General features: G+C 37.6%; 18 protein-coding genes. All 18 read left to right on the plus strand.

Going from position 1 to position 13,925, the window contains the following annotated elements; all coding sequences use genetic code 11:
- Positions 1 to 148 precede the first annotated feature (148 nt).
- Positions 149 to 1,297 (plus strand): cysteine desulfurase family protein, encoded by a 1,149-nt coding sequence (locus Q4D72_RS06530; protein ID WP_303076883.1) that lies wholly within the window; start codon positions 149 to 151, stop codon positions 1,295 to 1,297.
- A 266-nt stretch (positions 1,298 to 1,563) separates the two neighbouring features.
- A complete protein-coding gene (gene pfkA / locus Q4D72_RS06535; RefSeq protein WP_303076884.1) occupies positions 1,564 to 2,559 on the plus strand; it encodes a 6-phosphofructokinase in 996 nt (331 codons plus the stop codon).
- Positions 2,560 to 2,687: 128 nt separating this feature from the next.
- Positions 2,688 to 3,266, plus strand: a complete 579-nt coding sequence (locus Q4D72_RS06540) for a Uma2 family endonuclease (RefSeq protein ID WP_303076885.1) — start codon at positions 2,688 to 2,690, stop codon at positions 3,264 to 3,266.
- A gap of 11 nt (positions 3,267 to 3,277) precedes the next feature.
- Positions 3,278 to 3,856: a Uma2 family endonuclease gene (locus Q4D72_RS06545; protein WP_303076887.1), complete on the plus strand. Its 579-nt coding sequence runs from the start codon at positions 3,278 to 3,280 to the stop codon at positions 3,854 to 3,856.
- A 5-nt stretch (positions 3,857 to 3,861) separates the two neighbouring features.
- A complete protein-coding gene (locus tag Q4D72_RS06550; protein WP_303076889.1) occupies positions 3,862 to 4,482 on the plus strand; it encodes a hypothetical protein in 621 nt (206 codons plus the stop codon).
- Between the two features lie 45 nt (positions 4,483 to 4,527).
- Positions 4,528 to 4,977, plus strand: coding sequence for a nucleotidyltransferase substrate binding protein (locus Q4D72_RS06555; protein ID WP_303076891.1), 450 nt, complete (start codon positions 4,528 to 4,530; stop codon positions 4,975 to 4,977).
- Positions 4,978 to 4,981: 4 nt separating this feature from the next.
- Positions 4,982 to 5,284: a nucleotidyltransferase family protein gene (locus Q4D72_RS06560; RefSeq protein ID WP_303076892.1), complete on the plus strand. Its 303-nt coding sequence runs from the start codon at positions 4,982 to 4,984 to the stop codon at positions 5,282 to 5,284.
- A gap of 295 nt (positions 5,285 to 5,579) precedes the next feature.
- Positions 5,580 to 6,056: a DinB family protein gene (locus tag Q4D72_RS06565; RefSeq protein ID WP_303076893.1), complete on the plus strand. Its 477-nt coding sequence runs from the start codon at positions 5,580 to 5,582 to the stop codon at positions 6,054 to 6,056.
- An 11-nt stretch (positions 6,057 to 6,067) separates the two neighbouring features.
- A complete protein-coding gene (locus Q4D72_RS06570; protein WP_303076895.1) occupies positions 6,068 to 6,520 on the plus strand; it encodes a hypothetical protein in 453 nt (150 codons plus the stop codon).
- 111 nt (positions 6,521 to 6,631) lie between these two features.
- Entirely contained in the window at positions 6,632 to 7,633 is a 1,002-nt protein-coding gene (gene gap, locus Q4D72_RS06575) for a type I glyceraldehyde-3-phosphate dehydrogenase (RefSeq protein WP_303076897.1), read from the plus strand.
- Between the two features lie 72 nt (positions 7,634 to 7,705).
- Positions 7,706 to 8,557 carry an N-acetylglucosamine kinase gene (locus tag Q4D72_RS06580; protein WP_303076899.1) on the plus strand — a complete coding sequence of 284 codons (852 nt, stop codon included), beginning with the start codon at positions 7,706 to 7,708 and terminating at the stop codon, positions 8,555 to 8,557.
- A gap of 96 nt (positions 8,558 to 8,653) precedes the next feature.
- The gene (locus Q4D72_RS06585) at positions 8,654 to 9,430 is read left to right on the plus strand and encodes a C40 family peptidase (protein WP_303076900.1); all 777 of its coding nucleotides are present in this window, start codon (positions 8,654 to 8,656) and stop codon (positions 9,428 to 9,430) included.
- A 2-nt stretch (positions 9,431 to 9,432) separates the two neighbouring features.
- Entirely contained in the window at positions 9,433 to 9,777 is a 345-nt protein-coding gene (arsC, locus tag Q4D72_RS06590; protein ID WP_303076902.1) for an arsenate reductase (glutaredoxin), read from the plus strand.
- A 72-nt stretch (positions 9,778 to 9,849) separates the two neighbouring features.
- Positions 9,850 to 10,659, plus strand: coding sequence for an outer membrane beta-barrel protein (locus Q4D72_RS06595; protein ID WP_303076903.1), 810 nt, complete (start codon positions 9,850 to 9,852; stop codon positions 10,657 to 10,659).
- Positions 10,660 to 10,812: 153 nt separating this feature from the next.
- The gene (dapB, locus tag Q4D72_RS06600; protein WP_303076904.1) at positions 10,813 to 11,511 is read left to right on the plus strand and encodes a 4-hydroxy-tetrahydrodipicolinate reductase; all 699 of its coding nucleotides are present in this window, start codon (positions 10,813 to 10,815) and stop codon (positions 11,509 to 11,511) included.
- A 25-nt stretch (positions 11,512 to 11,536) separates the two neighbouring features.
- Positions 11,537 to 12,358 (plus strand): HAD family hydrolase, encoded by an 822-nt coding sequence (locus Q4D72_RS06605; protein WP_303076905.1) that lies wholly within the window; start codon positions 11,537 to 11,539, stop codon positions 12,356 to 12,358.
- A gap of 13 nt (positions 12,359 to 12,371) precedes the next feature.
- Positions 12,372 to 13,622 carry an ABC transporter permease gene (locus tag Q4D72_RS06610; RefSeq protein WP_303076906.1) on the plus strand — a complete coding sequence of 417 codons (1,251 nt, stop codon included), beginning with the start codon at positions 12,372 to 12,374 and terminating at the stop codon, positions 13,620 to 13,622.
- Positions 13,615 to 13,925 (plus strand): DCC1-like thiol-disulfide oxidoreductase family protein (locus Q4D72_RS06615; RefSeq protein ID WP_303076908.1); only part of this gene is annotated, 311 nt, incomplete at its 3' end. The genes Q4D72_RS06610 and Q4D72_RS06615, both read left to right, overlap by 8 nt.

Below are 13,925 nucleotides of genomic sequence, written 5' to 3' on the forward strand. Positions count from 1 at the left end.
AAAAAAAATGTGAAATCTTGATTTTTTACAAAAAACATATGCAATTTTAACAGATTAAATTTTTGAAGGAAAAGCAAGTGGTTCGAAAACAGAATGATTTTTTTGGTTTTTACAAAAATGTTACCTTTGCAAAAAAGTCAGACGCAAGATGAATGCACGAATATATTTTGATAACGCTTCAACCACGCAGCCTTATCAGGAAGTGATTGATAAGGTAACTGAAATATTGTCAGATGTTTACGGCAATCCGTCGTCCACTCACAGTTTGGGGCGTACGGCAAAATCATTTATTGAAAATGCCCGAAAAAACATAGCAAAAAAACTTGGCGTACAAGCCTCCGAAATTGTTTTTACTTCCGGTGGAACGGAAGCTAATAACTTGATTTTAAGGAGTTGTGTGCGTGATTTGGGAGTTAAAGTCGTCATTACTTCCAAAATAGAGCACCACGCCGTGTTGTATACTCTTGAAAAATTACAAACCGAATATGGTTTTGATATTCAGTATGTTAATCTAAATAAGCAAGGCGACGTGGATTTACAACATTTGCAAGAAATATTGCAAGGTGTTCAAAATCAAAATGTTTTGGTGAGTTTGATGCACGTAAATAACGAAATAGGTAACATACTTCCGTTAAAAAAGGTGGCGTACCTGTGTAAGACGTTCAATGCTTATTTTCATTCAGATACGGTGCAATCAATGGGGCATTTTAAACTTGATTTTGGTAAGATTCCGATAGATTTTGCAACGGCTTCGGCTCATAAGTTTCACGGAATCAAAGGAGTAGGTTTTGTGTATGTAAGAAAAGGAATCGGGTTGCAATCGTCTGTTTTTGGGGGAGAACAGGAGCGCGGATTGCGAAGCGGAACAGAATCGTTACACGATATAATGGCGATGGAAACTGCTTTTTTGCAATCGTATGACGAAATGAAAAAAAAAATACGGCAATTAAAAGAATTGAAAGAATATTTTTTAAACCGATTTTCTACAACTTTTCCTGAAATTCAATTTAACGGACAATCAGGTAATTTGGAAAAAAGTTCACATACAATTGTGAATGTGGCGTTTCCGTTTTTGAAAAATAAAGCCGATGTTTTATTATTTTATCTTGATTTAAAGGGAGTTGCTTGTTCAAAAGGAAGTGCTTGCCAAAGCGGAAGCATCCAAGATTCGCACGTGCTTTCAGCTTTTTTGTCGGAAGATGAACTGAAAATACCCTCATTGCGTTTTTCGTTTTCACATTTCAATACGAAAAAAGAAATTGATGCCTTAATTCAAATAATTCAAGAAATTAACTAAATTTACAGATTTATATTTTTTTTGAAGTTATTGTTTTTCTTTTCGAAGATATAAAGGTCTGAAAATTAATTATATATTTGTAAATTGTTGATTTTTAATGATATCTGATGATTTAGTTTAAAAAAATGATTCAGTGATACATAATTGCTTCATACTTAGCACTGAAATAAAGTTAAATGTATTTTTTCGTTTAAAAAAAGCCAAAAAAGGTCGGTATTTCAAAAAAAAGTAGTAATTTTACCTCGAAAAAAATAATCAATATATAAATGTCAGAAAAAAAGATTAAAAAAATAGCAGTTTTGACCTCCGGAGGAGATGCTCCCGGAATGAATGCCGCCATTCGTGCGGTGGTTCGTACGTGTGCTTATCACAATGTGAAAGTTTTAGGTGTGTATCGCGGTTATCAAGGAATGATTGAAGCCGATTTTGTGGAGTTGAATGCCCGTAGCGTTCGCGACACCATTAACAAAGGGGGAACGTTCTTAAAATCAGCGCGTTCAAAAGAATTTCGCACCAAAGAAGGACGACAAAAAGCTTATGAAAACTTAAAAAAACACGATGTTGATGCCTTGGTAGTTATCGGCGGAGACGGTTCATTTACAGGGGCTTTGCTTTTTAATGAGGAACACAATTTCCCCGTGATGGGCATTCCCGGAACCATTGATAACGACATTTACGGAACAAGCCACACGTTGGGGTACGATACGGCGTTAAACACGGCTGTTGAGGCAATTGATAAAATCCGTGATACGGCAAGCTCGCACAACCGAATGTTTTTTATCGAAGTGATGGGGCGTGATGCCGGATTTATCGCCTTGAACACGGGTATTGGCGTGGGGGCAGAACGCATTTTGATTCCTGAGGAAAATACGCCTATTGAGGAACTTCTGCAAGACATCGAAGAAGGGCACGCCAAAGGAAAAACCTCTAATATTATCGTGGTTGCCGAGGGCGACAAAACCGGTAAAAACATCTTTGAATTAAAGGAATACGTAGAGAAAAAACATCCCGAGTACGACATTCGCGTGGCGATTTTGGGGCATATGCAACGCGGCGGAGCGCCTTCGTGTTATGACCGCGTGCTTGCCAGTCGTATGGGGGTGAAAGCCGTTGAAACGTTGCTTGAAGGAAAATCAAACTATATGGTGGGTGTAAACAACGATAAAATCGACCTAACGCCGCTTGAAAAAGCCATTAAAGGCGGTGGCGAAAGCAAATTAGACAAAGGGCTTATTCGCGTAGCCGAAATAATGAGCGTGTAATTGGCTGTTTTTCAGCTGAAAATAATTTCTTTATTTCTGTCGGAATGGCAGAAATAAAGAAATTTTTACCGAAGAAGCAAATTTTGATTTTTCGTACAAAATTTAAGAGGACATAAAAACAAAAGCGTATGGAAATCACTAACTTATCACAATTAGACCCCAACGGAACATACACCTATGCGGATTATTTGCTGTGGAAATTCAAAGAGCGGGTAGAACTTTTCAAAGGCAAGATTTTTGCGATGAGTCCTGCGCCTGCACGGGTTCATCAGGAAGTTTTGCGGAATTTATACGATACATTTTCACGTGTGTTCAGAGGGCAAAAATGCAAATTGTATTTTGCTCCGTTTGATGTGCGTTTACCCCAGAAAAACGGGGAAGTAGTTACGGTGGTTCAGCCTGATTTATGCGTAATTTGTGATTTGAGCAAGTTAGATGAAAAAGGCTGTCAAGGAGCACCCGATTTGGTGGTGGAAATCGTTTCACCGGGAAATTCAAAACGTGAGATGAAAAACAAGCTCAATTTGTATGAAGAGGCCGGCGTTCAGGAATATTGGGTGGTGCATCCTTCCGAAAAAGCCATTTTTATATATGTTTTGGAAGCAGGAAAATATCGTCCGTTGAAACCCATTTTTGAGGGAGAAATTTTCGCTTCGGTGCTTTTTCCGGAATTAAAAGTAGATGCCGACCAAGTGTTTGAAATGTAATTGTTAAGCGTATGGAAATCACTAACTTATCACAATTAGATCCCAACGGAACATACACCTATGCGGATTATCTGCTGTGGAAATTCAAAGAGCGGGTAGAGCTTTTTAAGGGCAAAATTTTTGCGATGAGTCCTGCTCCAAGAACCAATCATCAGCAAATATCGGGGCGACTGCACGGAATTTTGTTTTCCTACTTTGAAAAGCGTGCTTGTCAGTTGTTTTCCGCTCCGTTTGATGTGCGTTTGCCCAACGCCCAAGGGGAAGTGGTTACGGTGGTTCAGCCCGATTTGTGCGTAATTTGTGATTTGAGCAAATTGGACGAACGCGGTTGCCAAGGGGCTCCCGATTTGGTGATAGAAATCCTTTCGCCGGGGAACATCAAAAAGGAAATGAAAAATAAATTTGAACTCTATCAAGAGGCTGGTGTTCAGGAATATTGGGTGGTTTATCCCGCTGAAAAATGTGTGTTTGTTTATGTTTTGGAAAACGGACGTTTTATGCATCGGGAAGTGGTTTTTGAAGATAGCGAATTGGTATCGTCGGTTTTTCCCGAAGTGAAAATTGATATGCAACGGGTTTTTAAAATATAAGCAGAATGAAAATCTCCAAGGAACTCAAAGAGGCCATCAGTCATTTGTCGTCAGCGGAAAAAGACAAACTCATTTTCAGATTATTAAAGAAAGATTTGGTGTTGGCAAATCGGCTTTTATTTGAACTGGTTAGCGAAGAAACCGTTGAGGAAAAACGGCAAAAAGCACAAGATAAAATAGAGCTAATGATTAAGCGTAGAAGGTTTTATTCTTGTGGGGTACTTAATATGGAAGTTCGTGAACTCAGCGGAATTATTAACGACCACGTAAGTATAACGAAAGACAAATTCGGCGAAATTTCGCTCAATTTGTTTATGATTTGTGGCATTCTTGAAACGCATCGCGAAAATATTTTACAACACGATTTTGAAAAAGCCCAAAAATTTTGCGTAGCGGTCATTGCCCGAGCTTTTAAAATACTCATCTTGATAAAGAAATTACACGAAGATTATTTTATAGAGTTTCAAGAAGATTTACAAAAATTTGGCGAGTTAATCGGTGATAATCCGTATCTGATGAAAGCAGCCATCAACAACGGATTAGATGTTAATTGGCTCATTTCGGGCGAAATACCCGGTGATATTGCCAAAATCCACAGAGAAATCAGAGATAACGGGTTTTTATGAATGTGATTAGACATAAAATCCGTGGTATTTAAAGAATAACATAAAATGAATATGAAGGAAATTCGTTGGTATCAAAGGTTTTATAACTATCAGAGAGCATTAAAAAGGCTGATAGATAACATTGCTTATGTTCAGGAACACGATTCGATTTCTGAGTTTTCTGAAAGTTCGATTCAAAAAATTCCTGATATAATGAAGCAAGGAATTGTACAAAGTTTTGAATTTACACACGAATTGGCTTGGAATGTTATTAAAGATTATGCTTATTATCAAGGAAATAATGAGATACGAGGAAGTAGAGATGCGGTTCGTTATGCGGCACAAGTAAATTTAGTTTCTGACGGGCATATTTGGATGGAAATGATTTCTGGACGTAACAGAACCTCACACGTTTATGATGAAACTGTTGTAAATGATATAGTTATGAATATTGTAACGATGTACCTTGATGCTTTTTTGAGTTTTGAAAAAACAATGGAAAAATTAAAAGAATGAAGCGATGGATTTTGGTTTATCGGTAGAAGAAATTGAAAAAATAAATTCGGTGTTTAGAAAATATCCAAACGTCAGAAATGCAATTATTTACGGTTCGAGAGCCAAACAAGCGTATCGACCTTATTCGGATATTGATTTGGTTTTGGAGGGCGAGAACGTCACTTTGCAGGAGATTTTTTCGATAGAAACCGATTTAGAAGCATTATCACTTCCTTACGAATTTGATATTAGTAGTAAAGAAAAAATCGTCAGTCAGGAGTTATTGACACATATAAATAAGGTAGGAAAAATTTTTTATATAGCGTAGATAATTAACAATTTACAACTAACAATTGGCAATTGAATATGAAACATTTTGTATGAAAAAGGTGTTTAAAATTTTAAAATGGACAATCGGTATTTAATGGGAGGTACTTTAAATAATAGCCGATATTATTTGATAGCTCTTAAAATGAAATAAAAAATTAAAAAAGTTTTTTATTTAGCAAAAAAAGTCGTACCTTCGCTGTTGCAAGTTGGGGGAGTGAAGCGTGAAAAAAAAGTGTAACACAAAGGCTATCAGCTAATCACCAAAAGCAGTAACTAATTACAAAAATAATTTTATGAGTAAAGACATCATCACACCCCAAGAATGGATTGTAAACTGGCAATCAAATCGGCGATTAACACGCAAAGTCATAGAAACATTTCCCGAAAAAGAATTGTTCGAGTTCTCAATCGGCGGAATGCGTTCGTTTGCAAATATCGTTGATGAGTTGCTTTATGTGGTTGATTTGGCAATTAAACAAATGTCTGAAAATCAAATTATTGAATTTTCTGATTTTACGGGATATGCAGGAAAAACCAAAGCAGAAATTTTAACCAATTGGGACAAAACCACCACTTTGATTGAAAAGTTCGGCAAGGAAACATCGCAAGAAAAGTATCGTGAAGTTTTCAATGTGTTTGGAATGTTCAATTATCCCGTGATTGAAAATTTAACATATCTTATTGAAAATGAAATACATCATCGCGGACAAGGATATGTGTATCTGCGGGCTTTGGGCGTAGAACCACCTGTTTTTTATAGCGAATATTAAGAAAAAATATAATGAAATACGATGACGCTTCTTGGCATTACGGAGGAGATTTTCCTGCGGATTTGCCCAACGAAAACGGAGCTACGCACATAGGAATGTTTTTGGCGTGGTGCATTGAAAATGATTTGATTTCGGATTGGTTGCAAGAAGAAGCCGAGGAAGAAATTCAGCAGGTGAAAGAGGGCAAACTCTCTGGGGTAGATTTTTTAATTTCGGTTTGTGACGAAAAATTGCTTGATGATGATTTGAGCGAAATCGGGAATGCTTTTGCCCAAGATTATTACGAAAATGACACCGATTTCGGAGAAAAATTCGGGTCTTATATGGGTGATTACATCAATACGCTTGACCGAGAGGAAATGGAGAGCCTTTATGAGGTAGAAAATACGCCTGAAAATTATCAATTGCTTAAAAAAGTCATCAATAAGCGTTTTCAAGATTGGAAAAACTATAAAAAAATGTAACAAAAAGGCTATCAGGTAATTGCTAAACACTAATTGCTAAAAGCTAATCGCTAATAGCCAATCGCCAACAGCAAAAAAAAAATAATTTAATAACAAATAAAAAAATAATTTATGTCAACATTAAAAATTGGAATCAACGGATTCGGACGTATCGGACGTCTTGTGTTTAGAGCGGTTTATGAAAGACCAAACGTAGAAATCGTAGGAATTAACGACCTTCAAGACGTGGAGTACATCGCTTATCTTTTGAAATACGATTCAGTTCACGGAACTTTCAAAGGAAACGTGGAAGTAAAAGACGGAAACTTGGTAGTGGACGGAAAAGTAGTTCGCATCACGGCTGAAAAAGACCCTGCAAACCTAAAATGGAATGAAGTAGGGGCTACCGTAGTTGCCGAGTGTACAGGTATTTTCACAACTTTGGAAAAAGCTCAGGCTCACATTGATGCAGGTGCGAAAAAAGTAGTTATTTCGGCTCCGTCAGCTGATGCTCCGATGTTCGTAATGGGGGTAAACCACAAATCGGTAAAACCAACTGACAACATCGTTTCAAACGCTTCTTGTACAACCAACTGTTTGGCTCCTATTGCCAAAGTTATCAACGATGCTTTCGGAATTGAAGAGGCTCTTATGACCACCGTTCACGCTACAACGGCTACGCAATTAACCGTTGACGGACCTTCTAAAAAAGATTGGAGAGGCGGTCGTTCGGCTCTTATCAACATCATTCCGTCATCAACAGGAGCTGCCAAAGCGGTAGGAAAAGTAATTCCTGAGCTCAACGGAAAATTAACAGGTATGGCGTTCCGCGTTCCTACGGCTGACGTATCGGTAGTGGATTTGACCGTTCGCACCAAAAAAGATACTTCACTTGAAGAAATCAACGCTGCAATGAAAAAAGCATCAGAAGGTGAACTAAAAGGAATTTTAGGATATACGAACGAACTGGTTGTTTCTCAGGACTTTGTAGGAGATAAAAGAACTTCTATTTACGATGAGAAAGCAGGTATCGCACTGAGCAAAAACTTCTTCAAAGTAGTTTCTTGGTATGATAACGAAGCCGGATATTCTAACAAATTGGTTGATTTGGCTCAGCACGTAGCTTCATTGTAATAAAACGAAGGCTGTCCGAATTTTTTCGGATAGCCTTTTTCGTTTAAACGTTTAACTTATAAATAAAAAAATATGATTTTAATTGTAGATAGTGGTGCAACGAAGGCTGACTGGACAGCCTTAAATCGCCAAGGAGAAAAAGTTTTTTTTACCCAAACATTGGGTTTAAATCCGGAAGTAATTGATGAAAAGGATTTTATGGAGCGCCTTTCGTCAAATAAAGAACTTTCTGAAAGCAAAAATTCCGTTTCAGAGATTTACTTCTACGGAGCCGGTTGCGGAACCAATCGTATGATAACCTTCGTAAAACACCAGTTGGAGTCGTTTTTCAACAATGCCAAAGTGGACGTAAAAGAAGATACTTTCGCGGCGGTTTATGCCACAACCAATCCGAAAGACAAAGCCGTTGTTTGTATTTTAGGAACAGGGGCAAACTGCTCGTACTGGAATGGTGAAAAACTTATTCAAGCAGTTGATTCTCTGGGATATATCATTATGGACGAGTCCAGCGGAAACTTCTACGGAAAACGCCTTATTTTGGATTACTATTTCAAAAAAATGCCAAAAGATTTGGCTGAAAAATTTGAAAGTCAGTACGAATTGAATTCTGACATCATCAAAAATCATTTGTACAAACTCCCGAATCCGAATAGTTATTTGGCTACTTTTGCGCGTTTTATCGTTGAAAATAAAGACCATAAGTACTGTCGTGAAATCATTGAAAACGGTATGCAACTCTTTGTGGATAACTGGATTGTGCAGTATGAGGCTCGTTATGAAGTGCCGATTAACTTCGTAGGAAGTATTGCTTTTTACTTGCAAGATATTCTAAAAGAAGTACTTGCGAAAAACAACCTGAAAGTAGGCGTTGTGCTTCGTAAACCAATTGACGGATTAGTGGAGTTTCACGTTAAAAATAAGTAATTTTTTACGATGAAACGGTCATAAAATATCTTAAAAAGAATAAAAAATAAGGGATGTTATTGATTAGTGTTCCTTATTTTTTATTTTTGCAACGCAATGGAAATGAAAATTTTATACACCCCCTACGGAATATGCCCACTTAGCGTGGTTCCCGTTCGTTCAGAACCTTTTGAAACTGCCGAGATGGTAACGCAATTGCTTTTCGGTGAATTGATTCAAGTTGTTGAAAAACAGGAATGTTGGAGTTTGGTCAGAGTGCTTTTTGACCAAAGTGAAGGCTGGGTGCTGAACAATCAAATTACTGAAATTTCGGATAAAGAATACCGAAAAACCTTCAATAAAAAAGATAAATATGCCCATAAATGGCTTACGAAACTGCGTGTAAAAACCGCAGAAAATCTTTTTTTGCATATTCCCAAAGGAGCTACTTTTTCATATAACGGTTTGTTAAAAGTATCGCAATCTACACAAAAGATTGTTAATGAGGGTGTCGTTGCTACGGCGCTTGAATATTTGAACGCTCCGTATTTGAAAGGCGGTAAAACACCTTTTGGGATTGATGCTTCGGGTTTGGTACAAATGGTTTATAAACTAAACGGAATCAATTTATTACGAACACCACAACAACAATCACAACAAGGTGAACTCATCAGTTTTATTGAAGAAACCGTAGCTGGAGATTTGGCTTTTTTTGATGATGAAGAAGGCAATATCATTCACGTGGGTATTTTACTGGGAGACAATAAGATAATCCATTCGTACGGAAAGGTGCGTATCGATAGGTTAGACCATATCGGTATTTTTAATCAAGAAATCCGAAATTATACGCATAAATTGCGTTTGATGCGTCGTGTTAATCCTTTAACTATTTGAAAATGATAAAAATATATCACAATCCGAAGTGTTCAAAATCGCGCTGTGCCTTTGATGCATTACAATCGTCAGAAAAACAATACGAGGTGGTGGATTATATGAAAAATCCGCTCACGGAAAATGAACTCAAAACCATTATTGCCAAGTTGGGCGTTGAGCCTATTGCGTTGGTCAGAGTGAAAGAAGCTGTTTGGAAAGAAAAATTTAAAGATAGAATTCTAACAGATGAACAAATCATTCAAGCGATGCTTGAATATCCGCAACTAATTGAACGTCCTATACTTATTGATGGAAATAAAGCCGTAATAGCACGCTCTCCCGAAAAAATAGCCGAAATTTTAAACTGATTTTTATCATTTTTTTTTCGTGTCTTACTTTTTATTTATATGTTTGTACCCGAATAAAAAATTAAAAGGATAATGAAGAAAAATTTACTTTTAACGGTTGCGGCAATTTTTGGAGCAACGGCAATGTACAGCCAGGCTTACATTTCGGTAAGTGGCGGTTATGGCTTTGAAACGAGCCAAAAAACAGTAGGGAAAGAGGTCTCTGCACAGGGTGAAGTAAGTGAAATTAAAGCTAGCTACGGAGCCGGTTTTCAAACGCAATTGCGTGGTGGTTACTTTTTTACCAAACGTTTGGGAGCTGAAATAGCCGTGGGTTACCTACACGGTGAAGACAAAACCACTAATAAAAGTTCTGTTGTTACGATGACAGCCCGAGGCAGGGCTTTCGGGGCATCGCTTTCGGCTGTGTTTAACGTAACCGATAATATTTACCTTCGTGCCGGTGGGGTTACCAAAATTGGAGGAAGAACCGAAGCCGAAACGCAATTCAGCCTTCCCATCCCAAACCATACGGTTCAAGCCGAAGTAAAAAATAATTTTCACGGAAAAATTCCGTTTGGGTTTATCGGCGGATTGGGCTTTAAATTCAAATTGGCTGAAAAAGTATCATTTTTTGTTGAAGGAGAATACCTTAACATTGCCGTTCCGAGAAAAACCTCAAAATTGGAAAGTTTTTCGGCAACTTATAACGGAGTGCCTATTTCACGCGATGCTTTTCTGGAAAATATGAAACGATTTTCAGAAAGAGACCCGCGCTTGAAAGAAGTAGTTACTCAACTCACGCCGTTATTACAAGATGAGTTTGATTGGCAGGATAAAGGCGCACCCGACGCTCCTTATTCATCTATCGGAGTAAATTGCGGATTGATTTATTCTTTCTAAAAAACAAAAGTTACCTTAAAGCAAGGTAACTTTTTTTCGTTTGCAACAAAAAGAATTGAAATAAGTATTTTGATTTTTAAGCGTAAAGACTTACATTTGTGGTTTCAACTTTTTAATAAAACTGCAAATCTTGCATCAAAAACGTATAAGTAAATGAAAATAGCTTTATTAGGATATGGAAAAATGGGTAAAACCATTGAAAAAATAGCTTTGGAACGGGGGCACGAAATCGTATTGAAAATAGACAACGCCAATACGCCTTACAACATTGCCCTTGCCGATGTTGCCATAGAGTTCAGCACACCCGAAAGTGCTTTTTCAAATATCCGAAAATGTATTGAAAATCAAGTTCCTGTAATTGCCGGAACCACAGGATGGCTCACTGATTATGACAAGGCGGTTGCGCTTTGTAATCAGCATAAAAGTGCCTTTTTGTATGCCTCGAATTTCAGTATAGGGGTAAATATTTTTTTTACTTTGAATAAAAAATTGGCACAACTGATGACGCAACTCAATGATTATAACGTTTCGATTGAAGAGATTCACCATACGCAAAAGTTGGATGCTCCCAGCGGAACGGCAATTACTTTGGCGGAAGGTATTATAGCCAATTCCGGCAAAACCGCTTGGAAATTGGGTGAAGCAACCACCACTGAAATTCCAATCGAAGCAAAACGAATTGAGAATGTACCAGGCACACATACAGTTACTTACCAAAGTGAGGTTGATACCATTGAAATAAAACACACGGCTCACAATCGCAACGGATTTGCCCTCGGGGCAGTGCTTGCCGCCGAATGGATTATCGGTAAAAAAGGTGTTTTTTCAATGCGAGATGTCTTAAATTTGTAAATCATAAAGAATTTTTAACAACATAATGGATTGTAAAATCATATTTTCAGACGTTGATGGAACGTTATTAGACGGAAACAGAACAATTTCAGAATTAACCATTTACGAAGTTGGACGCATAAAAAAACAAATTCCTTTTGTGTTGGTTTCATCTCGAATGCCCCGACAAATGGAATATTTGCGTGAAATGTTGCAAATACTTGATACGCCGATGATTGCCTATAACGGAGCTTTGGTTTTGGATAATGAAAAAGTATTACATTCCACTGAAATTGATGTTCATCAAATTGAGAAAATCGTAACGTTAAACGAGCAAGAATTTCAAGGAAAAATTCATATTAGTTTGTATCACAATGATTTATGGTATGTTCCGCAGTATGATTTCTGGGCACAACGCGAAGAAAATAATACGCGTACACGTCCGCAAGTGCTTGCACCTCGCGAGGTGATTTTTGATTGGAAGGCAAAAAACATAGGCGCACATAAAATTATGCTGATGGGTGATGCGGTTTTGATAGAACAAATGTACGCACTTTTGCAACAGAAAATGGCAGATGATTTGCATATTTATCGTGCAAAGGACACTTATATTGAACTGGCAGATAAAAAAGTGTCCAAATTAACAGGAATTAAAGTGCTTTTGGAGCAAAAATACGGTTTTTCATTGGCAGAATCGATGGCTTTTGGCGATAATTATAACGATTTGGAGATGATTCAAGGTGTAAAATACGGAATTGCCGTTGGGAATGCCCGTGAAGAGGTGAAAAAAGTAGCTTACGGAGTTACGTTTCATCATAAAGAAGACGGATTGGCTAAATATTTGGCTTCTTTTTTTGCGGAAAATTAAAAAAGATAGTAAAATGATGTTTCGGCTGGTTGTAATTCGTGAAAATATTAAAATTGCTTTTGATGCCATCAGAAGTCAGTTGTTGCGCACCATTCTTACCGTGCTGATTATTGCCATCGGGATTACAGCTTTGGTAGGGATTTTGAGCGTTATCGGGGCGTTGCGTAACACCTTGGAAGGCAATTTTTCTCAAATGGGAGCCAACACTTTTTCCATCGTTCGTTATGAATATTCAAAGCGAGCCAAAGGTAGCGGTGCGAAGGAAAAAATTAATCCGCCTATTACGTATCACGATGCAGTTACATTTAAAAACGGGCTGAATAATCCGTTTGTGAACACCAGCATTTCCATTTTTTCGACTTCGCTTGCTGAGGTAAAATACGAAAATCAAAAAACAGACCCGCTCGCCAATATTATCGGGGTTGATGAACACTACATTTCCAATTCGGGTTTGGAATTGGATAAAGGGCGTGATTTCAGTCTGTTAGATATTCAAAATAATATTAATGTTTGCGTTGTTGGGGCTGATTTTCAAAAAACGCTTCTGAAAGATGTAAACCCCATAGGGAAGGAGATTTCGGTTCGCGGGCATAAGTTCAAAATTATAGGAATGTTAAAATCAAAAGGGTCTACTTTTGGTAATTATGAAGATTTTCAAGTACTTATACCACTGGGGGTGGCGCGTGCTGCTTTTTCAGTTCAAAATCCGAATTATAATATTAAGGTTCGGGTGGTTGATAAAGGCAATCTTGAAACGATAATGAGCGAAGCTCTCGTGCTTATGCGTAATATTCGAAGTGTCAGACCCTTAGATGAAAATAATTTTGCAATAGAACGCAGCGATGATTTGTTACACAGAATAGCCAGTATTACGGGAGGTATCGCCGTTGCGGGCTTTATAATTGGTTTGATAACCATTTTGGGGTCGTCCATCGCTTTGTTGAACATAATGTTGGTTTCGGTTACCGAACGTACCAAAGAAATCGGTATTCGTAAGGCGTTAGGCGCTCACCGAAAGGCAATTACGATGCAATTTTTTACCGAAACGATGATTATAGCCCAATTGGGAGCTTTTTTCGGGATTGTTTTGGGCATAAGTTTAGGATATTTTATATCAAAAATGGCTGATTTTGAGTTTATTATCCCGTGGGGGACTGTTTTTGTGGCAATTATTATAGCCTTTGTGGTAGCCCTCATTTCAGGATTGTATCCTGCTCTAAAAGCTTCAAAATTAGATCCTGTTGAGGCACTTCGTTATGAATAATTTTATTTTAATTTTTGACGGAGATTGCTTGTTTTGCAACCGGATAGCTTATTATTTGGCAAAAGCCGATACGGATGATAAGTTTAAGTTTGCTGCAAGTACCTCTGAAATCGGGAAGCAAATTATTACCGAAAATAGATTGCAAGATGTTGTAAATAAAACAGTTATTGTTAAGGTAGGCGATGTGTTTTTTACAAAATCAAAGGCGGTTAAAAAATTTCTTGCCGAGAGCCGGACTTATCCTGTGTTGCGGTTTTTGATAGGGTTATTTCCCACACGAATAGCCGATTTTTTCTATGATTT

Origin of the sequence: Capnocytophaga sp. (assembly GCF_030532915.1) — a bacterium.
GTDB lineage: Bacteria > Bacteroidota > Bacteroidia > Flavobacteriales > Flavobacteriaceae > Capnocytophaga.

Excerpts from the sequence above, each read along its gene's own strand:
- Q4D72_RS06530 (WP_303076883.1), top strand. The coding sequence starts at position 149 with ATGAATGCACGAATATATTTTGATAACGCTTCAACCACGCAGCCTTAT.
- pfkA (WP_303076884.1), top strand. The coding sequence starts at position 1,564 with ATGTCAGAAAAAAAGATTAAAAAAATAGCAGTTTTGACCTCCGGAGGA.
- Q4D72_RS06540 (WP_303076885.1), top strand. The coding sequence starts at position 2,688 with ATGGAAATCACTAACTTATCACAATTAGACCCCAACGGAACATACACC.
- Q4D72_RS06545 (WP_303076887.1), top strand. The coding sequence starts at position 3,278 with ATGGAAATCACTAACTTATCACAATTAGATCCCAACGGAACATACACC.
- Q4D72_RS06550 (WP_303076889.1), top strand. The coding sequence starts at position 3,862 with ATGAAAATCTCCAAGGAACTCAAAGAGGCCATCAGTCATTTGTCGTCA.
- Q4D72_RS06555 (WP_303076891.1), top strand. The coding sequence starts at position 4,528 with ATGAATATGAAGGAAATTCGTTGGTATCAAAGGTTTTATAACTATCAG.
- Q4D72_RS06560 (WP_303076892.1), top strand. The coding sequence starts at position 4,982 with ATGGATTTTGGTTTATCGGTAGAAGAAATTGAAAAAATAAATTCGGTG.
- Q4D72_RS06565 (WP_303076893.1), top strand. The coding sequence starts at position 5,580 with ATGAGTAAAGACATCATCACACCCCAAGAATGGATTGTAAACTGGCAA.
- Q4D72_RS06570 (WP_303076895.1), top strand. The coding sequence starts at position 6,068 with ATGAAATACGATGACGCTTCTTGGCATTACGGAGGAGATTTTCCTGCG.
- gap (WP_303076897.1), top strand. The coding sequence starts at position 6,632 with ATGTCAACATTAAAAATTGGAATCAACGGATTCGGACGTATCGGACGT.
- Q4D72_RS06580 (WP_303076899.1), top strand. The coding sequence starts at position 7,706 with ATGATTTTAATTGTAGATAGTGGTGCAACGAAGGCTGACTGGACAGCC.
- Q4D72_RS06585 (WP_303076900.1), top strand. The coding sequence starts at position 8,654 with ATGGAAATGAAAATTTTATACACCCCCTACGGAATATGCCCACTTAGC.
- arsC (WP_303076902.1), top strand. The coding sequence starts at position 9,433 with ATGATAAAAATATATCACAATCCGAAGTGTTCAAAATCGCGCTGTGCC.
- Q4D72_RS06595 (WP_303076903.1), top strand. The coding sequence starts at position 9,850 with ATGAAGAAAAATTTACTTTTAACGGTTGCGGCAATTTTTGGAGCAACG.
- dapB (WP_303076904.1), top strand. The coding sequence starts at position 10,813 with ATGAAAATAGCTTTATTAGGATATGGAAAAATGGGTAAAACCATTGAA.
- Q4D72_RS06605 (WP_303076905.1), top strand. The coding sequence starts at position 11,537 with ATGGATTGTAAAATCATATTTTCAGACGTTGATGGAACGTTATTAGAC.
- Q4D72_RS06610 (WP_303076906.1), top strand. The coding sequence starts at position 12,372 with ATGATGTTTCGGCTGGTTGTAATTCGTGAAAATATTAAAATTGCTTTT.